This is a genomic window from Buchnera aphidicola (Phyllaphis fagi) (assembly GCF_964058955.1).
GTDB classification, from domain to species: Bacteria; Pseudomonadota; Gammaproteobacteria; order Enterobacterales; family Enterobacteriaceae; genus Buchnera_L; species Buchnera_L aphidicola_AI.
Map to the genome: position 1 here is coordinate 1 of NZ_OZ060370.1, position 24,464 is coordinate 24,464.

The 24,464-nt window shown below is 22.2% G+C and carries 22 protein-coding genes and 1 tRNA gene; 17 read left to right on the forward strand and 6 right to left on the reverse strand.

From position 1 onward, the window contains the following. Positions 1 to 367 precede the first annotated feature (367 nt). The 9 genes from mnmG (at position 368) to atpC (ending at position 8,952) form a co-directional block, all read left to right on the forward strand. Positions 368 to 2,260 carry a tRNA uridine-5-carboxymethylaminomethyl(34) synthesis enzyme MnmG gene (gene mnmG, locus AB4W56_RS00005; RefSeq protein ID WP_367675808.1) on the forward strand — a complete coding sequence of 631 codons (1,893 nt, stop codon included), beginning with the start codon at positions 368 to 370 and terminating at the stop codon, positions 2,258 to 2,260. A 146-nt stretch (positions 2,261 to 2,406) separates the two neighbouring features. Next, entirely contained in the window at positions 2,407 to 3,225 is an 819-nt protein-coding gene (gene atpB / locus AB4W56_RS00010; protein ID WP_367675809.1) for a F0F1 ATP synthase subunit A, read from the forward strand. 29 nt (positions 3,226 to 3,254) lie between these two features. Next, positions 3,255 to 3,497: a F0F1 ATP synthase subunit C gene (gene atpE, locus AB4W56_RS00015; protein WP_367675810.1), complete on the forward strand. Its 243-nt coding sequence runs from the start codon at positions 3,255 to 3,257 to the stop codon at positions 3,495 to 3,497. 60 nt (positions 3,498 to 3,557) lie between these two features. After that, complete coding sequence (locus AB4W56_RS00020; protein WP_367675811.1) at positions 3,558 to 4,031, forward strand: F0F1 ATP synthase subunit B; 474 nt, start codon at positions 3,558 to 3,560, stop codon at positions 4,029 to 4,031. Between the two features lie 21 nt (positions 4,032 to 4,052). Then, positions 4,053 to 4,586: a F0F1 ATP synthase subunit delta gene (locus tag AB4W56_RS00025; protein WP_367675812.1), complete on the forward strand. Its 534-nt coding sequence runs from the start codon at positions 4,053 to 4,055 to the stop codon at positions 4,584 to 4,586. Between the two features lie 17 nt (positions 4,587 to 4,603). Next, the gene (atpA, locus tag AB4W56_RS00030; protein ID WP_367675813.1) at positions 4,604 to 6,151 is read left to right on the forward strand and encodes a F0F1 ATP synthase subunit alpha; all 1,548 of its coding nucleotides are present in this window, start codon (positions 4,604 to 4,606) and stop codon (positions 6,149 to 6,151) included. Positions 6,152 to 6,196: 45 nt separating this feature from the next. Then, positions 6,197 to 7,090, forward strand: a complete 894-nt coding sequence (gene atpG / locus AB4W56_RS00035) for an ATP synthase F1 subunit gamma (protein WP_367675814.1) — start codon at positions 6,197 to 6,199, stop codon at positions 7,088 to 7,090. Positions 7,091 to 7,109: 19 nt separating this feature from the next. Beyond that, complete coding sequence (gene atpD, locus AB4W56_RS00040) at positions 7,110 to 8,507, forward strand: F0F1 ATP synthase subunit beta (protein WP_367675815.1); 1,398 nt, start codon at positions 7,110 to 7,112, stop codon at positions 8,505 to 8,507. A 37-nt stretch (positions 8,508 to 8,544) separates the two neighbouring features. After that, entirely contained in the window at positions 8,545 to 8,952 is a 408-nt protein-coding gene (gene atpC, locus AB4W56_RS00045) for an ATP synthase F1 subunit epsilon (protein WP_367675816.1), read from the forward strand. 114 nt (positions 8,953 to 9,066) lie between these two features. Here the strand turns inward: atpC and gyrB are convergent, their stop codons facing one another. Both gyrB and dnaN read right to left on the reverse strand, forming a co-directional pair. Beyond that, positions 9,067 to 11,481 (reverse strand): DNA topoisomerase (ATP-hydrolyzing) subunit B, encoded by a 2,415-nt coding sequence (gene gyrB / locus AB4W56_RS00050; protein WP_367675817.1) that lies wholly within the window; start codon positions 11,479 to 11,481, stop codon positions 9,067 to 9,069. Between the two features lie 48 nt (positions 11,482 to 11,529). After that, on the reverse strand, positions 11,530 to 12,633 hold the full coding sequence (dnaN, locus tag AB4W56_RS00055) for a DNA polymerase III subunit beta (protein ID WP_367675818.1): 1,104 nt from the start codon (positions 12,631 to 12,633) through the stop codon (positions 11,530 to 11,532). A gap of 551 nt (positions 12,634 to 13,184) precedes the next feature. Here dnaN and rpmH point away from each other — a divergent pair. From rpmH to mnmE, 4 genes are all read left to right on the forward strand, one after another. Further along, positions 13,185 to 13,328, forward strand: coding sequence for a 50S ribosomal protein L34 (rpmH, locus tag AB4W56_RS00060; protein WP_367675819.1), 144 nt, complete (start codon positions 13,185 to 13,187; stop codon positions 13,326 to 13,328). Continuing rightward, complete coding sequence (gene rnpA, locus AB4W56_RS00065) at positions 13,325 to 13,687, forward strand: ribonuclease P protein component (RefSeq protein WP_367675820.1); 363 nt, start codon at positions 13,325 to 13,327, stop codon at positions 13,685 to 13,687. The genes rpmH and rnpA overlap by 4 nt, the downstream gene beginning before the upstream one ends. A 116-nt stretch (positions 13,688 to 13,803) precedes the next feature. Further along, positions 13,804 to 15,417 carry a membrane protein insertase YidC gene (gene yidC / locus AB4W56_RS00070; protein ID WP_367675821.1) on the forward strand — a complete coding sequence of 538 codons (1,614 nt, stop codon included), beginning with the start codon at positions 13,804 to 13,806 and terminating at the stop codon, positions 15,415 to 15,417. A gap of 68 nt (positions 15,418 to 15,485) precedes the next feature. Then, a complete protein-coding gene (mnmE, locus tag AB4W56_RS00075; protein ID WP_367675822.1) occupies positions 15,486 to 16,862 on the forward strand; it encodes a tRNA uridine-5-carboxymethylaminomethyl(34) synthesis GTPase MnmE in 1,377 nt (458 codons plus the stop codon). A 21-nt stretch (positions 16,863 to 16,883) separates the two neighbouring features. Here mnmE and AB4W56_RS00080 read toward each other — a convergent pair. Then, positions 16,884 to 16,956 (reverse strand) — tRNA-Phe (locus tag AB4W56_RS00080). Positions 16,957 to 17,234: 278 nt separating this feature from the next. On the opposite strand from AB4W56_RS00080, the gene AB4W56_RS00085 reads away from it, so the two are divergent. From AB4W56_RS00085 to efp, 3 genes are all read left to right on the forward strand, one after another. Further along, a complete protein-coding gene (locus AB4W56_RS00085) occupies positions 17,235 to 17,528 on the forward strand; it encodes a co-chaperone GroES (protein WP_367675823.1) in 294 nt (97 codons plus the stop codon). 43 nt (positions 17,529 to 17,571) lie between these two features. After that, on the forward strand, positions 17,572 to 19,218 hold the full coding sequence (groL, locus tag AB4W56_RS00090) for a chaperonin GroEL (protein ID WP_367675824.1): 1,647 nt from the start codon (positions 17,572 to 17,574) through the stop codon (positions 19,216 to 19,218). A 117-nt stretch (positions 19,219 to 19,335) separates the two neighbouring features. Beyond that, positions 19,336 to 19,911, forward strand: a complete 576-nt coding sequence (gene efp / locus AB4W56_RS00095; protein WP_367675825.1) for an elongation factor P — start codon at positions 19,336 to 19,338, stop codon at positions 19,909 to 19,911. Between the two features lie 41 nt (positions 19,912 to 19,952). On the opposite strand, the gene AB4W56_RS00100 is transcribed toward efp, so the two are convergent. Both AB4W56_RS00100 and rsmD read right to left on the reverse strand, forming a co-directional pair. Then, positions 19,953 to 20,684, reverse strand: a complete 732-nt coding sequence (locus AB4W56_RS00100) for an ATP-binding protein (RefSeq protein WP_367675826.1) — start codon at positions 20,682 to 20,684, stop codon at positions 19,953 to 19,955. 91 nt (positions 20,685 to 20,775) lie between these two features. After that, positions 20,776 to 21,351: a 16S rRNA (guanine(966)-N(2))-methyltransferase RsmD gene (gene rsmD / locus AB4W56_RS00105; protein WP_367675827.1), complete on the reverse strand. Its 576-nt coding sequence runs from the start codon at positions 21,349 to 21,351 to the stop codon at positions 20,776 to 20,778. 1,161 nt (positions 21,352 to 22,512) lie between these two features. On the opposite strand from rsmD, the gene rpoH reads away from it, so the two are divergent. Continuing rightward, a complete protein-coding gene (gene rpoH, locus AB4W56_RS00110; protein WP_367675828.1) occupies positions 22,513 to 23,373 on the forward strand; it encodes an RNA polymerase sigma factor RpoH in 861 nt (286 codons plus the stop codon). A 64-nt stretch (positions 23,374 to 23,437) separates the two neighbouring features. Here rpoH and metR read toward each other — a convergent pair whose 3' ends face one another. Continuing rightward, positions 23,438 to 24,394, reverse strand: a complete 957-nt coding sequence (metR, locus tag AB4W56_RS00115) for an HTH-type transcriptional regulator MetR (protein WP_367675829.1) — start codon at positions 24,392 to 24,394, stop codon at positions 23,438 to 23,440. Positions 24,395 to 24,464: the final 70 nt, after the last annotated feature.

Below are 24,464 nucleotides of genomic sequence, written 5' to 3' on the forward strand. Positions count from 1 at the left end.
CAAATATATAATAATTATTTTAAAAATTTATATGAATATTCAAAACTAATTTTAATAAATTATATATTTTAATAAATTTAAATAAATTATTTAATTATTATTTATATAATTATAAAATATAATTAATAAGTATATAATAAATATTATTAAATTTATTCAGTTAATAAAATAAATATCAAAAATATGATTCAGTAATATTAAAAATGATTTGATAATGATAGATATATTTTCATAAAAATAATTTATATTTTTATCTTTTATATTTTGTTATTATTTATTATACTATTTAGTATGATATAAATATTTTCATAATATTAAGTAATATATAGCAATACATAGGAATATATGGAAATATAAGGATATTAAAATGTCTTCTTATCATAATTGTTTTGATGTTATTGTTATTGGTGGAGGTCATGCAGGTACTGAAGCAGCATTAGCTTCTTCACGAATGGGTTATAAAACTATATTATTAACACAAAAAATTAAAAATTTAGGTTGTTTATCATGTAATCCTGCAATAGGTGGAATTGGAAAAAGTCATTTAGTCAAAGAAATTGATGCATTAGGTGGTGTTATGGCTGTTGCTGCAGATCATTCTGGTATTCAATTTCGTATATTAAATGCAACTAAAGGTCCTGCTGTTCGTTCAACTCGTGTTCAAATTGATAGAACATTATATAATAAATTTATTACTACTAAATTAATGAATCAAAAAAAATTAATTATTCTTGAAGAAGAAGTAAATGATTTAATAATTAAAAATAATCAAGTATTGGGGGTAAAAACAAAAAATCAATTTGTTTTTTATTCTAAATCAACTATTTTAACTACCGGTACTTTTTTAGGTGGTAAAATTTATCTAGGATTAGAAAGTTATATAGGTGGACGTATTGGTGATCAATCTTCTATACCTTTATCTCATAGATTACGAGAATTACCATTAAAAGTAGGTAGATTAAAAACTGGAACACCACCTAGAATAGATATACGTACTATAGATTTTCATTCTTTATTAATTCAAAAAGGAGATACCCCTGAACCTGTTTTTTCATTTATTGGTAAAAAATCACAACATCCTAGACAAATATCATGTTTTATTACTCATACTAATGAATATACACATGATATTATTAGAAAAAATTTACAAAAAAGTGCTATATATTCTGGTATTATTAATGGAATAGGTCCACGTTATTGCCCTTCTATTGAAGATAAAATTGTTCGTTTCCCAGATCGAAAAAATCATCAAATTTTTATAGAACCAGAAGGATTATCATGTATTGAAGCATATCCTAATGGTATATCAACTAGTCTTCCAATTCACATACAGCAAGAATTTATCACTTCTATTAAAGGTTTTAAATATGCAAAAATTATTCGACCAGGATATGCTGTAGAATATGATTTTTTTGATCCTAGAGGTTTAAAACCAACTTTAGAAAGTAAATTTATTAATGGACTGTTTTTTGCAGGTCAAATTAATGGTACTACTGGTTATGAAGAAGCTGCAGCTCAAGGTTTATTAGCAGGTTTAAATGCAAGTTTATATGCTTCTGGTACTAATAACGGGTGGTATCCAAAACGAAATCAAGCTTATTTAGGTGTTTTAGTTGATGATTTATGTACAAAAGGTACAAATGAGCCATATCGTATGTTTACTGCTCGATCTGAATATCGATTAACATTGAGAGAAGATAATGCGGATTTAAGATTAACAAAAATAGCTAAAAATTTTGGATTGATTGATCAAATTAGATGGAATATATATAATAAAAAGATAGAAAATATACAAAAAGAAATAAAGCGTTTAAAAAATATTCAAATTTATCCTAATTCTAAAGATGCAATAAAATTAAATAATATTTTTAATATAATATTAACAAAAGAAATTACTGGAGTAGAATTATTAAAAAGACCTGAAATAACATTTGAAAATTTATATAAATCTAATATTTTTTATAACAAAAAAAGTGATATGAATGCATTTAACGAAGTAGTAACACAAATCAAATATCATGGATATATTATACGTCAAAATAAAGAAATTATGAAACATTTAAAACACGAAAATACGTTTTTACCGTTAAATTTAGATTATAATAATGTTGTAGGTTTATCAAATGAAGTAGCAATAAAATTAAATTATTACAAACCTTTTTCTATAGGTCAAGCAACAAGAATTTCCGGTATTACACCAGCAGCAATATCGATTTTATTAATTTATCTTCAAAAAAATATTTTAAATTTATGTAAATAATATTTAAACTTTTTAATTATATATAAGTGTATATCTTTAATATATAAGATGTTATAGATTATGTTAATATATATTTAATAATATTTTTTATTTTTTATTACATATTGAAATATTATTTATTTTGGTTGATTAAGGTAATTATTTTTATGGTTTTAGAAAAAATATTTAATTCTGAAAATTATATTAGTCATCATTTACATCATTTACAAATAGATTTACGTAATTTAAAATTGATTAATATTCACTATACACCGAATACATATTGGATTTTTAATTTAGATTCAATATTATTTTCATTATTTTTAGGTATTACATTTTTATTTTTTTTTTATACGATTTCTACCTCTTTATCTATTCAAAAACCGACAAAATTACAAATTTTTACTGAATTAATAATAAATTTTATAAATAAAAATGTTCAAGATATGTATTCTAGAAATAGTATATTAATTGCTCCGTTATCTATGACAATTTTTATTTGGATTTTTTTAATGAATTCTATGGATTTAATTCCCATAGATTTTTTACCATATTTATTAAAAATATTTTTTGGAATACCTATTATTAAAATTGTTCCATCTGCTGATATTAATATTACTATTTCTATATCTATAGTAATTTTTATTTTAATGATTTTTTATAGTTTTAAAATAAAAGGTATTTATGGATTTATAAAAGAATTAACTTTACATCCTTTTAATCATATAATATTTTCTATATTAAATTGTATTCTTGAAATAATATCATTATTATCTAAACCAATTTCATTATCGTTACGATTATTTGGTAATATGTATGCTGGTGAAATGGTATTTATTTTAATTTCCGGATTATTACCATGGTGGTCACAATGGATATTAAGTGTCCCATGGGCTATTTTTCATATTTTAGTAATTTTATTGCAATCATTTATTTTTATGGTTTTAACTATTGTATATTTATCAATGGCTTCTAAAAAAAATTAATTATATTTTTAATATTTTAAAGGATTTTTATGGCAAGTATAAATACAGATATACTTTATTTTGCAGCTTCTATTATGATTGGATTAGCTTCTATTGGAGCAGCAATTGGAATTGGTATTCTTGGAGGAAAATTTTTAGAAGGTGCAGCTCGACAACCTGATTTAATTCCTATATTACGTACACAGTTTTTTATAGTTATGGGATTAGTAGATGCTATTCCAATGATCGCAGTAGGATTATCATTATATATCATTTTTGCTCTTTCAGGATAAATATAAGATTTATGATGTAATTTTTAAAGTACATTCTTTAAATAAGAAGGTAAATAATTTATGGATTTAAATGCAACCATTCTAGGGCAATCTATTTCGTTTGTTTTATTTATTTGGTTTTGTATGAAATTTATTTGGCCAAAAATTATTAATACTATAGAAAAAAGAAAACAAGAAATTTTTATAGCATTATCAACTGCAGAAAAATCTAGAAAAGATTTAGAATTATTAAAAACGAAAAGTAATGAAATAATTAATAGATCTCAAAAAAAAGCTATTTTAATCTTAAAGCAAGCAAATCATAATAAATTAATTATTTTAGAACAAGCTAAATTACAAGCAGAACAAGAAAAAAAAAAAATATTATTGCAAGCTAATTATGAAATTAATATTAAAAAAGAACAAATTAAACATGAATTAATTCAACAAATTAGTATTTTAGCAATTAATATAGCAGAAAAAATAATTAAATCTTCCGCTAATAAAGAAAAAAATATTGATTTAATAAATCAATTAACTATTAAATTACAATAATTATATTTTGGAGAATAATCAGTGTTTAAAGATATAACAATAGCTCGTCCTTATGCTAAAGCAATATTTGATTTTTCCATTCAACATAAGTCTTTAGAAATTTGGAAAAAAAATTTGAAATTATTTTCCATAGTTTCCACATGTAAAGAAATGAAAAAATTTCTTTCTGATATTTATTCTCCAGTTATTATATTAAAAGTTTTTTTTAGTATTTGCAATCAAGAAATGGATATATATGCTCAAAATTTTATTAAATTATTAGCTACTAATAAAAGACTAAAAATATTAGATAGTATTTTTTATTGTTTTACAAAATTTTACAACTATTATAAAAATATTATTGATATTGAATTGATATCCCCTTTTCATTTTTATAAAAAACAAATTCAATATATTCATAAAAATTTAGAAAAACGATTAAATAAGAAAATTAATTTAACATTACAACAGGATTCATCAATATTAGATGGTATAATTTTAAGATCTGATGATGTTGTGATTGATATATGTAGTTTAAGTAATTTAAAAAAATTATCTAATGTTTTATTATCTTAAAAGAGAAAAAATAAGAAATGCAATTAAATTCTATTGAAATTAGTGAAATTATTAAAGAACGTATTTCTAAATTTGATGTAGTTAAACAAGTGCATAATGAAGGTATAATTATTTCAGTGAGTGATGGTATTATACGTATTTATGGAATCACTCATGTTATGTTTGGAGAAATGATATTAATATCAGAAAATCAATATGCATTAGCATTAAATTTAGAAAGAGATTCTGTTAGTGCAGTAGTGATGGGATCATATTTAAATATAACAGAAGGTATGCGTGTATATTCTACAGGTCATATTCTCGAAATACCTGTAGGATTAAATTTATTAGGACGGGTAGTGAATGCTTTAGGTGTACCTATTGATGGGAAGAGTGCAATTATTAGTAATGAATTTTTACCTATTGATCAAGAAGCTCCTGGAGTAATAGAACGACAATCTATTTCTGAACCTATTCATACTGGTTATAAAGCTATAGATACAATGATACCAATTGGAAAAGGACAGAGAGAATTAATTATTGGAGATCGACAAACAGGAAAAACTACAATTGCAATAGATACAATTATTAATCAATCTAAATCAAATGTATTTTGTATTTATGTTGCAATAGGCCAAAAACAATCAACAGTATTAAATGTAGTAAAAAAAATAGAAGAACATAATGCATTATCGAATACTATTATAGTAGTTGCCTCTGCTTCTGAATCACCAGTTATGCAATATTTATCACCGTATTCTGGATGTGCTATAGGTGAATATTTTCGTGATCGAGGAGAAAATGCTTTAATTGTATATGATGATTTATCAAAACACGCTATTTCTTATCGTCAAATTTCATTATTACTAAAAAGGCCTCCTGGAAGAGAAGCTTTTCCTGGAGATATATTTTATTTACATTCCAGATTATTAGAACGTTCTGCTCGTATTAATACTAAAAGTGTTTATCAAAGAAGTAATGGATTAGTTAATAATAGAACAGGATCATTAACTGCTATACCTATTATAGAAACACAATTAGGAGATGTATCTGCATTTATACCTACTAATGTTATTTCTATTACTGATGGTCAAATTTTTTTAGAATCTAATTTATTTAATATAGGTATTAGACCTGCTATTAATCCTGGAATTTCTGTTTCTAGAGTAGGTAGTGCAGCTCAAACAAATATTATTAAATTATTATCTAGTAAAATTAGAACCGCTTTAGCTCAATATCGAGAATTAGCTGCATTTTCTCAATTTTCTTCTGATTTAGATGATAATACCAGAAAACAATTACATTATGGACAAAAAATAACTGAAATTTTGAAACAAAAACAACATTCTCCTTTATCTATAGCTGAACAATCTCTTATTCTTTTTGCAGTAGAATATGGATTTATTAATGATATTGATATAGATAAAATTTCTTCTTTTGAAAAATTAATATTAATTTATTTTAATAATAATTATCATGATTTGGTCAAGAAAATTAATAATTTAGGATGTTATAATAAAACTATTAAGAAACAGTTTCAAAAAATTATTGAAAATTTTTTTAAAGAGTATGATCAAAGTAAATAGTAGTATTTTAAAATTTTATTAGTTTGACAAATATAAAGGCATTAAATGACCAATGTAAAAACTATAAAAACTAAAATTGATAGTATAATAAATACAAAAAAAATTACACGAACTATGGAAATGATTGCTATTTCTAAAATGAAAAAGTTAAAAAAAAAGTTATTATTTATTAAACCATATTCATGTATTATTAATAGAATTATTTTACATATATCAAAAAGTAATTTAAAATATAGACATTTTTTTTTTCAATCTAAAAAAAAAGTAAAAAATATTGGAATTATAATAATCTCTACAAATAAAGGATTATGTGGTAGTTTAAATACTAATATATTTAAAGTAACTAATGAAATGATTAAAAAATATTTAAATTCTCATATTACATGTAATTTATATATTATAGGATTAAAAGGGTTGTCTTTTTTCAATCGTTTAAAATTTCAAAACATTAAAAAAATTATAGATTTGACTGATGATATTAAACAATCAGAACTAATACAATTTTCACAAGATATTTTAAAAGAATATAAAGAAAAAAAAATTGATAAATTATTTATTATTAGTAATAAATTTAACAGTGAAATTTCTTATACATTAAATTGTAAACAATTATTACCATTTAATGTAATAAAATATAAAAAAAAAAATAAATATATTTTACATAATAATGATTGGGATTATTTGTGTGAATTTGATGATTTATGTAATATTGATGTATTATTAAATGAATATATTACATTTCAAATTTTTCAATGTGTTTTATCGAATATTGTGAGTGAACAATCCGCTCGTATGTTAGCTATGAAAACTGCATCAGATAATAGTGATAATATGATTAAGGAATTACAAATTACTTATAATAAGATTCGTCAATTTAGTATTACTCAAGAATTAATTGAAATTATTTCAGGAGCATCAATTATTTCAGAAAATGTTTGAATTAAATTAAGGAATGAATATGACTACTGGAAAGATTATCCAGATTATTGGTGCTATAGTAGATGTAGAATTTTCTCAGAAATATATTCCTAAAATATATTATGCGTTGGAAGTACGATATCACAGTAAAATATTAATTTTAGAAGTGCAACAGCAATTAGGATCAGGTATCGTACGAACTATTGCAATGGGTTCGTCTAATGGTTTAAAACGTGGATTATCAGTAATTAATTTAGGACATTATATTAAAATTCCTGTCGGAAAACCTACATTAGGAAGGATTATTAATGTATTAGGTCAACCTATTGATATGAAAGGGCCAATAAAAAATGAATATGGAAAAGATCCAGAATATTGGGAAATTCATAGAGAAGCACCTAAATATCAAGAACAATCTAATTCAAAAGAAATTTTAGAAACTGGAATTAAGGTAATTGATTTAATATGTCCTTTTGCTAAAGGAGGGAAAGTTGGTTTATTTGGAGGTGCAGGAGTAGGTAAAACAGTTAATATGATGGAATTAATTCGTAATATTGCAATACAATACTCTGGATATTCAGTATTTACTGGAGTTGGAGAAAGAATAAGAGAAGGAAATGATTTTTATCATGAAATGCATGATTCTAATGTTTTAGATAAAGTATCTTTAATATATGGGCAAATGAATGAACCGCCAGGTAATAGATTACGAGTAGCTTTTACAGGATTAACAATAGCAGAAAAATTTCGTGATGAAGGTCGAGATGTATTATTATTTATTGATAATATATATAGATATATATTAGCTGGTACAGAGGTTTCAGCTTTACTTGGAAGAATGCCATCTGCCGTAGGTTATCAACCTACATTATCAGAAGAAATGGGAATATTACAAGAACGTATTACTTCAACCAAAAAAGGTTCAATTACTTCAATACAAGCTGTTTATGTTCCTGCTGATGATTTAACAGATCCTGCTCCAGCAACAACTTTTGCACATTTAGATTCTACAATTACATTAAGTAGAAGTATTGCTGAATTAGGTATTTATCCAGCAGTTGATCCTCTTAATTCTACTAGTCGTCAATTAGATGTTGAATTAATTGGACAAGAACATTATGATACAGCGCGCAATGTACAATCTATTTTACAACGATATCAAGAATTAAAAGATATAATAGCAATATTAGGTATGGATGAATTATCAGAACATGATAAATTATTAGTTTCTCGAGCAAGAAAGATACAAAAATTCTTATCTCAACCATTTTTTGTTGCTGAAGTATTTACTGGATTTCCAGGAAAATATGTTTCTTTAAAAGATAATATTCGAGGATTTAAAGGCATTATAGAAGGTGAATTTGATCATATATCAGAACAATCTTTTTATATGGTTGGTTCTATTGAAGAAGTAATAAAAAAATCTAAAATTTTATAAAAATTTAACTGTATTTATTAAGATATAGGTATAATTTATGAAGTGTTATTTAGATGTAGTTAATATTAAAGGTATTTTATTTTCTGGATATATTAAAAAAATTCATCTTACTAGTATTATAGGTGAGTTAGATATTTATGCAGGTCATGCTCCATTATTAGCTGCTATTAAATTTGGACCATTATGTATTGTAAAAGAAGATAATCAAAAAGAATATATTTATTTATCTGGAGGTATTTTAGAAGTTCAACCAAATATAATTAATATATTATCAAAAAAAGCAATTTTAGGTTCAGATTTAAATAAACATGAAATTTTAAAACAACAAAAAATAATAGAACAATGTTTTATAAGTGGTAATTTATGTCAAACAATCATGAATTTAAAAATAAAATTAGCAAAAATTATATCAAAATTAAAAACAATTGAAATGATGAAAAGTTAAAAAAAATATATTTATTGTAAAATAACGGCAGGTAGAAAACTATTATATAATAGATACATTAGTCCTGCCGATTGTAATACAATATCATAATTATAGACATTGTATTTTATATAATTAAATATCAATATTTGTTACTTTAAGAGCATTTTGTTCTATAAAATGTCTTCTAGGTTCAACTAAATCACCCATTAAAATATGAAATAACTGACTAGCAGAAATAGCATTTTTAATAGTTACTTGTAACATATTTCGAGTTTCTGGATTCATAGTAGTTATCCATAATTGTTCGGGATTCATTTCTCCTAAACCTTTATATCTTTGTATATGTATTTCTTTTTGTGATTCTTTTAATAACCATTTTATGGTAGATTGTAAATTTGTAATAAATAGTTCTTTATTTCCTTTTATTAAGTGGTTACTTTGATTAATTAAAATATCCCATTTTTTTTGAATTTTTTTTATTTCATGATATTCATTACTTAATAGTAATTTTTCAGTAACATGGTATAGAGATTTTTGTGAATTTAATTTATTATATGTTAATATGATTGGTTCAAAGATGTTTTTATTAAAATCTTCTTTAATTTTCCCTGAATATTGAATATAATGAGATTTATCGTTTAAAAATATAATTATTTGGTTTAACCAACTTTGTACATTTTTTTTGTTATGTAAATTATCTAGTATTGGTTGATTCATTAATGCATAAATGATTTCATTAGAAAAATTATATATATTTTTTTTAAAAATATGTTTTATTTTTTGATATTTTAAAATGATTTTTTTAAATTTTTTAGAGTTAGTTTTTTGTTGATTTAAATTTTTATGATTTAATATAATTTTTTCTAAAGCTATTTGTATTTGTTTTTTGTACATTTCTTCATGATTGTGTACATATATTTCTGTTTTTCCTTTTTTAATTTTATATAATGGAGGTTGTGCAATATAAATATGTCCACGTTCAATAATTTCTGGCATATGACGATAAAAAAAAGTTAAAAGTAATGTTCGAATATGTGATCCATCAATATCTGCATCTGTCATAATAATAATACTATGATATCTTAATTTTTCAGGATTATATTCTAATTTTCCAATACCACAACCTAAAGCTGTAATAATTGTTCCTATTTCTTTAGATGATATCATTTTTTCAAATTTTGCTTTTTCTACATTTAAAATTTTTCCTTTTAATGGAAGAATTGCTTGATTTTTTCGGTTTCGACCTTGTTTTGCAGAACCTCCAGCAGAATCTCCTTCAACTAAATAAATTTCTGACAGTTTTGGATTTTTTTCCTGACAATCCGATAATTTTCCAGGTAATCCTGTTAAATCCAGTAATCCTTTTTTTTTACTAATTTCTCGTATCTTTTTAGCAGCTTCTCTAATTTTAGCTGCACAAATAATTTTATTAATAATAATTTTAGAATCTTGAGGATTTTCTAAAAGAAAATCTAAAAGGTGTTCTGTAATTATTGATTCTACCACTGATTTAACTTCGGATGATACTAATTTTTCTTTCGTTTGTGAAGAAAATCTAGGATTAGCAATTTTTATTGATATAATTGCAATTAATCCTTCTCGTATATCATCTCCAATAGTATGAATTTTATTTTTTTTATCATAACCTTCTTTATTAATATAATTATTTAATGTTCTTGTTACAGCGGTTCTAAATCCAGATAAATGCGTTCCACCTTCTTTTTGTGGAATATTATTTGTAAAACAATAAATATTTTCTGTAAATGAATTATTCCATTGCATAACCATTTCTACTGCAATACTATTTTTAATAGTATTACAATATATAATTTGAGAATGAATTGGATTTTTATTTTTACTTAAAAATTTGATAAATGCTTTTATTCCTCCTTTGTAATGATATTTTTCATGTAAATTTTTAGCAATATCTTGTATAGAAATTTGAACTTTTGGATTTAAGAAAGATAATTCTTGTAATCTTTGAGCAAGTATTTCATATTTAAAATTTAAATTATGTGTGAAAATTTGATAACTAGGCCAAAATCTAATTTTAGTACCTGTATTTTTAGTTTTTCCTATTATTTTTAGTGAACTAATAGATTTTCCATTTGAATATATTTGTTGATATATTTTTTTGTTACGATATATTGTTATTTTCAGTTTTTCTGATAATGCATTAACTACAGAAATACCTACTCCATGTAATCCACCAGATATTTTATATGTATTATTATCAAATTTACCTCCTGCATGTAACATAGTTAAAATAACTTCTGCAGCAGATATTTTTTCTTCAGGATGTTGATCAACAGGTATACCTCTACCATCATCTTTTATAGAAACAGAGTTATCAGAATGAATCGTTATTTTAATGGTTTTACAATAACCAGCTAATGCTTCATCTATAGAATTATCTACGACTTCAAATACCATATGATGCAATCCACTTCCATCATCTGTGTTTCCAATATACATTCCTGGTCTTTTTCGAACTGCATCTAATCCTTTTAAAATTTTAATACTAGATGAATTGTACGAATTAAACATTAATTTTCCTTAAATATATTTTTAATTTGTATATTAATAAATTAATTTTTACAAAATTAATGGCATAATAATATATACAGAATGAAATTCTTGGTGATCTTTTATATAAATACTTGATGTGGAATTATTTAATAATATTTTAATAAAATCATTTTTAATAACATTGATTACTTCTAGTATATAATGAACATTCATTGTTAATTCTATGATTTTATCAGAATAATTAACTAAAAATTTTTCTTTAATTTTTTCTTCTTGTTCATTATAAGCTGTAACAATACATTCTCCATGACCAAATTGTAATTTAACACCTTGAGTTTTTTGATGTGTTAAAATAGAGGCTCGATTAAGTGCTTGTTTTAATTTATGACGATTGATTTTTATTTCTACGTCAAAATTTTTTATTAATAAATTTTTATAATCTGGAAAATCGTTATCAATTAATTTACTTGAAAAAATATATTCATTAATATAAAATTGAATTATTTTATTTCCAATACATAAATTAAATGGTAAATCAACATCATTTAATAATTTGATTAATTCTATAACTGTTTTTCTAGGTATAATTACTGAATGATATGATGATATAAATTTAGTCATCATAATACTGGATATAGATATTCGATAACCATCAGTAGCAATAACAGATATTTTATTTTTATTAATTTCAAGACATATTCCATTTAAATAATGTCGCACATCTTGTTTAGCCATAGCAAATTGTGTATTATAAATAATATCTTTAAATTTTTTTTGTGATATATCAATGTTAAATGTTTTTTTTTCTTTTTTAAATTTTGGAAAATTCATTCCAGATAAAATAGAAAGTAAGAAGTAAATATTTTTACATATTATTTTCATATTGTTTTTTTCTATTTTAATATGAATTATAGAATCAACAGGAAAGCTACGAATAATATTTAATATTTTTTTTCCAGATACACTAATCTTTTCAGTTTCATAAATTTTAATACAAGAAACTTTAACAATTAATTCGATTTCTAAATTAGTACTAATTAAAAACAAATAATTATTTTTAATTTTAAATAAAATGTTATTAATATTAGGATTTTCATGATTTATTGATATTAAACTATTTAATTTTTGAAGAGGTTTTAATATATTTTTTCTTTTTATAATAAAGTTCATTTTAAGATAATAAAATTTAAATGAATGTAAGAATCTTTTTTTTGAATAGAATAATTATTGATGTAAATATATTTTTTAAAATATATATATTATATAGTTATATGTAATTATATTTTTAATATATTCAATTTTAAAAGATTGTGATTTATTGATTTTTGTATATTTACCATAAATAATATATGTAATACATAATTTATAAATAATTTTAAATAATGATTTTAACAATAGTATATATTTTATCATTAAAATTTTTATTAAATATTAAATTTTTATTCTATTAAAATATATTATTTTAATATTGTACCATATTTTAAATAAACTTGTATCATTTACACATATTTATTTTCTCTATTATTGGAAATTTAATCTTATATTAATAATATTGCTATTGAATAATATATAAAATTATTTAATAAATTTTTTATATTAATAAAATATTTTTTCATACAGATTAATATTATATAAATTAAATTGTATTTTTTTTATTTTTATAATAAAGTTATTATTAAAATACTATAATAGAGTTTATTTAAAAATATAGGTAAATTTTTATGAAACGTACTTTTCAACCTTCTCGTTTAAAACGAAATAGAGTACATGGATTTCGAATTAGAATGAAAACAAAAGGTGGTCGTTATATTTTATCACGTCGTCGCAATAAATTGCGCTCTCGTTTAACTATTTCCTCTGAATGATTAAAAAAAATAATCGATTATTATTTTCTAAAAAATTACGTTTATTGAAATCTCATTCTTTTAATTATGTTTTTAAAAAACCAATAAAGACTGAATATTGCGAAATAACTATATTGAGTCGTTATAATCATTTTAATTTTCCTAGACTTGGTATCATTGTATCTAAAAAAGTCTCTAAATATTCTTATAAACGTAATAAAATTAAAAGAATTATTAGAGAAAGTTTTAGATTAGTACAGCATCATTTGTTATCTTTAGATTTTATTCTGATAGTAAAAAAAAATATTTTAATAATTAAAACAAAAAATTTAAAAAAAAAAATTAAATATTTATGGATTCGTCATTATCAATATATTTAAAATTTTTAAATATTTTCTATGAATGAATATTCATATTATTTCAAGAGTTGGGTATTAGTTTTTACATGTTAATAATATATGATATATAAAGATAATTACAATAATAGAGAATCACAATGAAAGTTTTGCAACGTAATTTTTTTATTTTTTTATTTTTATTGTTTTCATTTTTATTATGGAAAATGTGTTATATTAAAGCACATAGTGTAAAAATGAAAGATAACATATTATCTAATAATTTAAAAAGTATACAGTTACAAGATTTAAAAAATCAAAAATACTTAATTTATATTAAAACAAATGTTATAGATTTAATAATTAATTTACATACTGGTAATATAGAATCAGTAAAATTATTAGTTTATCAAAAACAATTAAACTCATTTAAAAAAATAAAATTATTACAAAAATATAATCTTATTAATCAAATCAATAACAAATTATTAGATAATAATATTTATTATAAAAATATTAATGCTAATTTAAATTATACATCTAGTCATATTTATTACAAATTAGTTAATGGTAGAAAAATATTATATGTTCCTATCCAGTTTATTTTAGGAAATGGAATAATTTTTTTAAAAACTTTTATTTTTAAAGAAAGCTCTTATAATATTGATATAAAATATAAAGTTATTAATTCAGGACCATTATTATTAAAATTTTCTATTTTTGGAGAATTACAATATAACACTAATACACAAATAAATAAAAATATTTTAAAAAATAAGAATTTAAAAATTGAATCGTTTAAAAATATGGCATATTCTAGTGAATATGAGAAATATAATAGATGTTCATTAGATAATATCATAAATAATAAAAATTTATATTTATTATCCAATTTTGGTTGGATTTCAATATTTCAAAAATATTTTTTAATTTCTTGGATTTTTTATTTTCATGAAAAAAGTATTATTTATACATCTTGTTTTGATTATTCTAAAGCTATTATTGGGTATAAATCACCAGATATTGCAGTATATTCTGGTAGTATGAAAGTTTTACAAACTACTCTTTGGATTGGACCAAAGATACAAAATAAAATGTCACATATTGCTCCTTATTTAGATTGTACAGTTGATTATGGTTGGTTATGGTTTTTGTCAAAACCATTTTTCACAATTTTAAGTATATTGTATAACTTTGTTGGAAATTGGGGTTATTCAATTATTTTAATGACATTTTTAATTCGAATAATAATATATCCATTAACAAAATTTCAATATCTTTCAATGATTAAAATGAAAATATTAGAACCTAAAATTCAAGATTTACAAATAAAATTTAGAAATAATAAAATACAATTAAATCAAGAAATATTAAATTTATATAAAAATGAATGTGTTAATCCATTAGGAAGTTTTTTCCCTGTATTAATTCAAATGCCTTTTTTTTTAGCATTATATTATACATTAGCTAATTCAGTTGAATTAAGACACACACCTTTTATGTTTTGGATTCATGATTTATCTGGGAAAGACCCATTATATATTTTACCTGTCTTAATGGGTATTACTATGTTATTTATTCAACATACTGCACCTAATAACACTATTAATTTTACATATACAAATAAAGTCAATTTTATTCCATTAATATTTATATTATTTTTTTTATGGTTTCCTTCAGGCTTAGTTCTTTATTACACTGTAAGTAATATAGTTACTATTATACAACAAATTATTATTAATAGAAATAATATAACAAAAAATAAAAATACATAATATTATTTAATTAATTTATAATATAATTATACTATAATATAAAATATTCAATAATAAGTACAGTATGTATGATTTTTGATGATACTATAGTAGCACAATCTACACCTTATGGAAGATCAAGTGTTGGAATATTAAAAATATCAGGTACAAAATCAAAAGATGTTGCATATAAAATATTAGGTAAAATACCCATTAAAAAATATGTAAATTATTTATCTTTTTTAGATTCCTCTGGTGCAATAATTGATAAAGGCATTGCTTTGTGGTTTCCTTCTCCTCATTCTTTTACAGGAGAAGATGTATTAGAATTACAAGGACATGGTAATCCAGTGATTTTAGATTTATTAATTAAAACCATTACATCTATTGACCATGTTCGTTTAGCTAACCCTGGAGAATTTTCAGAACGTGCTTTTTTGAATGGTAAAATTGATTTAATTCAAGCTGAATCTATTATGGATTTAATTCATTCAAATTCTGAAGAAAGTATAAAATCTTCATTAAGATCATTACAAGGATTATTTTCAAAAAAAATTCATACATTAATAAATAATATTCTTCATTTACGAGTATTGATTGAAACAATAATTAATTTTCCTGAAGATGATATTACTATATCAAATAACAAAATTAATACAGAGTTAGATATTATTGTAAATGATATAAATATGATGAATAAAATTGCATATTCTGGAAATATTTTAAAAGAAGGTGTTAAGGTTGTTATTGTTGGAGAACCTAATTCAGGAAAATCCAGTATATTCAATTCGTTATTATTAAATGATACATCTATAGTAACTGATATTGAAGGAACTACGCGTGATTTAATACATGAATGTATTAATATTGGTGGTATTATTTTTCAAATAACAGATACTGCAGGATTAAGAACAACAAAAAATACTATAGAAATATTAGGTATTAATAAAACATGGCAACAAATAAACTTATCAGATCATATTTTATATGTTATTGATAGTTCTCATGCTAATCAATTAAAATTATATCAAGTATTTTTAAATCTATCTAAAAAATTTCCTTCTAAAACGAGATTAACAATATTATTCAATAAATCAGATATATTAGATAAAAAAGCATACCTTAAAATAGATAAAAAAACTGGAAAATCAAAAATTTTTATTTCAGCTAAAACTGGAGATGGAATTGAAATATTAAAAGATCACTTAAAGCAAGAAGCTATAGGATTAAATGTTAATAATTTTTTTGAATCAGTATTTTCAGCGCGTCGTCGTCATGTAAATATTTTACAATTAATTAGAAAAAAAATTCAAATTTCTCAAATAAATTGGAAAAAATTAAAAAATTTTGAACTATTAGCAGATGATTTAAGATTAGTTCAAAATTATTTTAATAAAATAACAGGTTCTGTAACATCAGATGAAGTTTTAGATTCTATTTTCTCAAATTTTTGTATTGGTAAATAAAAAATATTATTTTACATTATTTGCCCGAAGGCGGAATTGAACCACCGACACGGGGATTTTCAGTCCCCTGCTCTACCGACTGAGCTATTCGGGCAATTATTATCTTTATTAAAACATTAAAATTAAAGTTTTGTCAATTGTTTTTATTTTTTATATATTTTTTATTTATTTTAAAATTTTATATAATTTTTAATATTTAATATAAAAAATATTATTTTACCCTTGAAAATTTCTTTTTTTATCCATATATTTAATTAGGATTAATAATATATTTTTTAAAAATTTAAAGTTTTATTCGTATTATTCAATCATATTTACATTTCAAAAAGATAAATAATAAATTTTTAAAAGTACATTTAGGAGCATTATTTAATGAAAATTCGTCCATTGCATGATCGAGTTCTTATTAAGAAACAAGAAGTAGAATTAAAATCAGCTGGAGGTATTGTTTTAACGGGTTCTGCTGCAGGTAAATCTACTCGTGGAACAATTATTGCAGTAGGTAATGGTCGTGTTTTAGATAATGGTAAAATTAAAGCTTTAGATGTAAAGATTGGTGATACTGTTATTTTTAATGAAGGATATGGTGCTAAAACAGAAAAAATCAATGATGAAGAAGTGTTAATTTTAACTGAAAGTGACATTTTAGCAATTGTTGAAGAGTAAAACTCTTTATAAATCCATTAAAAAGACTTAAAGGAAAAATTAAATGGCAGCTAAAGATGTAAAATTCGGTAATGAAGCTAGAGTAAAAATGCTTCGTGGAGTAAATGTATTAGCAGATGCAGTAAAAGTAACTTTAGGACCTAAAGGTAGAAATGTTATTTTAGATAAATCTTTTGGTGCTCCAAGTATTACTAAAGATGGTGTTTCAGTAGCTCGAGAAATAGAATTAGAAGATAAATTTGAAAATATGGGCGCTCAAATGGTTAAAGAAGTTGCATCTAAAGCAAATGATGCGGCTGGAGATGGTACTACAACTGCTACTTTATTAGCTCAAGCAATAGTTAATGAAGGTTTAAAAGCAGTTGCTGCTGGTATGAATCCTATGGATTTAAAACGTGGTATTGATAAAGCTGTAATTCACGCTGTAAAAGAATTAAAAAATATGTCTGTTCCATGTTCTGATCCTAAAGCTATTACCCAAGTAGGTACTATTTCAGCTAATGCTGATGAAACTGTTGGTTCTTTAATTGCAGAAGCAATGGAAAAAGTAGGAAATGATGGTGTAATTACTGTAGAAGAAGGAACTGGATTGCAGGATGAATTAGAAGTTGTAAAAGGTATGCAATTCGATCGTGGATATCTTTCACCTTATTTTATTAATAAATCTGAAACTGGTATTATAGAATTAGATAATCCTTATATTTTAATGGCTGATAAAAAAATATCTAATATCCGTGAATTATTACCAATTTTAGAAGCTGTTGCAAAATCAAGTAAACCGTTATTAATTATTGCTGAAGATTTAGAAGGAGAAGCATTAGCTACGTTAGTTGTCAATTCTATGAGAGGAATAGTAAAAGTAGCTGCTGTTAAAGCTCCTGGTTTTGGAGATCGAAGAAAAGAAATGTTACAGGATATTTCAATATTAACTTCTGGAACAGTTATTTCTGAAGAATTAGCAATGGAATTAGAAAAATCTACTTTAGAAGATTTAGGTCAAGCAAAACGTGTAGTAATTACAAAAGATACAACTACTGTGATTGGTGGTTCAGGAAACAAAAATGCAATTAAATCAAGAATTAACCAAATTAAACAACAAATTCACGAATCAACTTCAGATTATGATAAAGAAAAATTAAATGAACGTTTAGCAAAATTATCTGGAGGAGTAGCAGTATTAAAAGTTGGAGCTGCTACTGAAGTAGAAATGAAAGAGAAAAAAGCTCGTGTAGAAGATGCATTACATGCAACTCGTGCAGCAGTAGAAGAAGGTGTAGTTGCTGGGGGTGGAGTAGCATTAATTAGAGTAGCTGAAAAAATCTCTAATATTGTTGGTCAAAATGAAGATCAAAATGTTGGAATTCGAGTAGCATTACGCGCAATGGAAGCACCTTTACGTCAAATAGTATCTAATTCTGGTGAAGAACCATCAGTAGTAACAAATAATGTGAAAGCTGGAAAAGGAAATTATGGATATAATGCTGCCATTGATGAATATGGAGATATGATTTCTTTTGGTATATTAGATCCTACAAAAGTTACTCGTTCAGCTTTACAATATGCAGGTTCTGTTGCTGGTTTAATGATAACTACAGAATGTATGGTAACAGATTTACCTAAAGAAGACAAAAATGATTTAAGCTCTTCTCCTGCTGGAGGTATGGGTGGTGGAATGGGTGGAATGATGTAATCTAGTTTTTTAATATATTTATAAATATATTAATAATTACCCTTTTAAAGATATGTTTTTATTTTGAAAGGGTAATTATTATGATGTTTTATTTTTTATGAGTCAAAATTAATAATCATGATACTATATTATAGTAATAACTTTAAATCTGGATTAAAAGTATTATTTGAAAAACAGCCATGTTATATTGAATCAGTAGAATTTGTTAAACCTGGGAAAGGACAAACATTTTCTAGAGTAAAATTACGAAAAATTATAAATAATCAATTAGTAGAAAAAACGTTTAGATCTACTGATTTTTTATATAGTGCAAATGTTGTTGATGTTTTATTAACATATATTTATCATGATAAAGATTTTTGGTATTTTATGAATCATAAAAATTTCGATCAATTATCTTTAGATAAAGAAATTATCAAAAATAATAATCAATGGTTAATAGAACAAAATAAATATATTATTACTTTATGGAATGAAAAACCTATTTCTATTATTATGCATAATTTTGTTAAATTAAAAGTTACACACATTATCTCAAAATTTAAATCAAATTTTATTATGAATACTAAACATATGAAATTATGTCAATTAAGTACTGGAGCAACCATAAAAGTTCCATTGTTTATTCAAATTGGCGATATAATTAAAGTAGATACCAGAACTGGAGAATATAATTCACGCGTTAGTAAATAAAAAGTTTTTATTTATCATTATAAATATAATTTTTATAATATTTATTTTTTATTATTTTGTCTATAACTATTCCATTTAAAATTTAACCATAATCTATGTTCTACAAATATTCTATCCATAATTCGTCCTCCTAATAAATTATACATATCTTGATAATTTAGATTTGACAATATACCAGTTGATTTTTTTGATGAGGACCTTCTATCAATAATTTGATGCATAATCATTTTTTCATATCGCGACTCAATTTGTATACCAATTTCATCAATAATTAATAAATCCACAGTGCTAAAGTAATTTAATAAATTTTCTTCTGTATTTTTCAAATATAATTTATTAAATGTTTTTTTAATACTAGACATTAAATCTGCAATTGTTATAATAAGTACACTTTTTTGTTTACGAATTAAATAATTACCTATAGCGGAAGCTAAATGATTTTTTCCTGTTCCTGGCCATCCTGAAAATATAAAACTATCTCTGTGATTATCAAATTCTTGAGCATACTGTTTAGAAAATTTTACTACTTTTTTATGTCCTTCATGTTCTATTTTATAATTATCAAATGAACAATTGATATATAATTCTTTAATACCTGATCTTTTTAACATATGTTGAATTTTTATTTCTTTATTTTTTTTAATAATAGATTGACAAAATAATTGTCCTTCTTTTTTATTCCATATTAATACATCATGATCATGTTGAAACTTTGGTTTAATATTATTAGGAATGATTTTTTTTAATTTTTTTAAAAAATTAATATTTCTCATTTTTACCTTTAAATAATAACATTTTATTGTATTAGTATGATTTGTATTATATTTATAAAATAATTATTTTATGTAAGATAATTTATTTTTTTTAATATTTATTGACCATATATAATTTATAATGAATTTTTTTCGTAAATTTTTGTTTAAATAAATTCCAATTTTTTGGATATTGAATATTATTTGATTTATATTTTGATTGTTCTATATACACATATCCTGGATATTTAATAATATTTGTTTTATGTAATAAAAAAATAATTTTTTGTAATTCATATTTCTGATATGGAGGGTCTAAAAATATAATATTATATTTTATTGTATTTTTTTTTAACCATATCAATGCATCTGTATGTATAATATTAATATTATTAATTTGAAGTCTATAAATATTTTTTCTTAAATTTTTAATAATGTTTTTATTTGATTCTAAACAAGTTACATAACTAGCATAACGTGATATTGATTCAATCCCTAAAGCACCACTTCCAGAAAAACAATCTAAACAATATGAATCTTTAATATTTAAAATTAACCAATTAAATAATGTTTCTCGTATTCTATGTAGTGTAGGTCTTAAATTATTATTATTAATTGTTTGTATTATTTGACCTTTAAGATACCCAGAAATAATACGAATTTTCTTTTTTTTATTTTGGTTCTTCATATCTTTTAATAATTATATAAATTGCATCATGTGTATATATTTATTATATATATGATAAATTATTTAGTTAATTATATTTATATAATAATACTTGTTAATCAGTTATGATTTTAAAATATAAATATTCACTTAAATTGAGATAGTCATTTATTTTTTAGTAAAAATTTTAAAACAGATTTTTATTTTTATATTTTGAATAATTATAATATAATTATGGTTTTTATAAATACACGTATGGATAATTATTGTCTAATATATCATAAAATAATAAAAATTATTTATATATTATAATTTATATAATGTTTTAAAAATATATTCTATTTAAATAATATTATTTAATATACAATGTAAAAATTAAAAAAATTTATCATATTTTATTTAATATATTTAATAATTAAGATATAAGAATATATTGTTTCAACATATCTAAATTAATTACGATGTATATTTTTTAAGAATAATATTATTCATATTTTATTAAAATAGTAATATTTATTTTAAATATATAAAAATATTTGTTATGATCTATATGTTATACTCAAAACAATAGATACAATATCAAAATTAATATATTTATGTGAATATCTGAAATGTATAATATGATTTAATAAAAGTACATTATATTTTTTATTATTATATAATGACAATTGATTAATAACAGCAGGATATTAGTTTTAAAAATTTTTATTTAAATGATACGATATGATTTTTTTATACAATAAAAATCTAAAAAAAATTGATATTTCAAGAACATATATTCAAATATTTACAAAATAAACTATATTTCATAAAAACTAAAAATTATTAGGGTATTAAAAAAAAATATATATTGTTAGTAAAATATTACTAGTATTATATATTTATAATGATTAAAATTTTTTAGAAATTATTTTATATTATAAAAATTACATGCATTAAATTATTTTTAATAATGTATTGTTTTTAGAAGATGATTTTTATAGATTTTTACATTTTATATTTTTAAAAATATTGAAATTAATGCAACATTTAATTATTTTGATTTATTCGATCTATAAGAATTTAATCAAGAAATACTTTAAATTAAATTTTAAATATTATGATAAAAATTTTTATTAAATAATATTATTTAAATCTTAATTTATGTTTTATAGTGATGATTGATTAAAACAAGGCATATAAATGATTAATAAGATACAACGTTTGTCTAGAATTCCTTTAAGAGATTTAAATGCTTATATTCATACTATTAATACGTGGAAAATGTTATCATCTACTGAAGAACAAATTTTATCAGAAAAGTTGTATTATCATGGCGATTTAATGGCAGCTAAAACGATAATTTTATCTCATCTTCGATTTGTGGTACATATTGCACAAAATTATTCAGGTTATGGTTTACCACAATCTGATCTTATTCAAGAAGGTAATGTAGGATTAATGAAAGCTGTACGTCGATTTAATCCTAATATGAATGTACGTATTGTATCATTTGCTGTACATTGGATAAAATCCGAAATACATGAATATGTATTAAAAAATTGGAGAATTGTGAAAGTTGCAACAACAAAATCACAAAGAAAATTATTTTTTAATTTAAGAAAAAAAAAAAATAGATTAAGTTGGTTTAATGAAAATGAAGTAAGGATAGTTTCTCAAGAGTTAAGAGTAACACAACAAGATGTTAGGGATATGGAATCTCGTATGTTATCTCAAGATATTACTTTTAATCCCATTCCTGAATTGAAAATTCAAGATTTAAGAATTAGTAATTTACTTCCATATTTACATGATTATAAATCTAATTTTTCACATCAAGTATCAGCAAATAATTGGAATAAACGTGCATCATATCAGTTAAATCATGCAATATTAAGATTAGATTCTCGAAGTCGTCATATTATTCATGCTAGATGGTTAATAGATAAAAAAAATAAAATTACTTTACAGGAAATAGCAAATAATTATGGTATTTCAGCAGAACGTGTACGTCAATTAGAAAAAAATGCAATGAAAAAATTAAAAGGGGTTATAAAAAATTAATTAAAAATATAAATAATAGATTTATTCTATAATAAAATAATCAATACTAAAATTATATTATTATTTATGTGATTAGATTTATATTTATTATATTATATTGTTTAATATAAATTTTTAATATTTTAATACTTCTAATAAATTGAATACGATGTATGGTATATAATTTAATTGAAATAATAAATTCTTGTATAGGTATTCGATATTGTGTTGATTTTCTTATAATGGCATATAATTTTTTCCAAATTCCATGACCTAATGTTTTAGTAATTACTAATCCTTGCTGTTCAAATTTTTGAACAACCCATTCAGGTAATGCTGAAATACCCATATTAGATGATATCATTTGAATTAACATTAAAGTATTTTTAACTTTTTTAAATATTGGAAGAATTCCGGATGATTTAAAAAATAATTTCCATATATCTAATCTTTCATATTGTACTGGATAAATCATTAATATTTCTGATTTTAAATTTTTTGGAATAATCTTTTTTTTTTTAGCAAGAATATGGTTAGGTGATAAAACTAATTTAATTTCAAAATTAAATAAAGGAAGATAAATTAATTGATTATTTAATAAAATATCGGAAGTTAATACAATGTCCAATTTTTCTTTTTTTAATGCTATTTGAGGATCAAAAATTATTTCAGATTTAAAGTTTATCTTAATATTAGGCCATAATTGATTAAAATTTTTTAATGCTACATTTAACCATTGTATACAATTATGACATTCAATTGCAATACGAATATTAATGTGATTTATATAACGACATTTTTCTATTGTTTTATATATTTTAGGAAGTATTTTATTAGATAAATTTAATAACATATTACCTTGTACAGTAAATTTTAAAGGATAACTTTTTCGAATAAATAATTTAAATCCTAATTTTTTTTCTAGTTTATTAAATTGATGAGATAATGTTGATTGTGTTTGATGTAATTTTTTTGCTGCTGCTGTTATTGATCCGCTATTTTTTAAGATTTTTAGGTTTTTTAAATGTTTAATTTTAATCATGATTTTCCTTCATGAAGGTAATGAATGATTTGTTCTTGTTAATTTTAATATAATTTATAATGATAAGTTA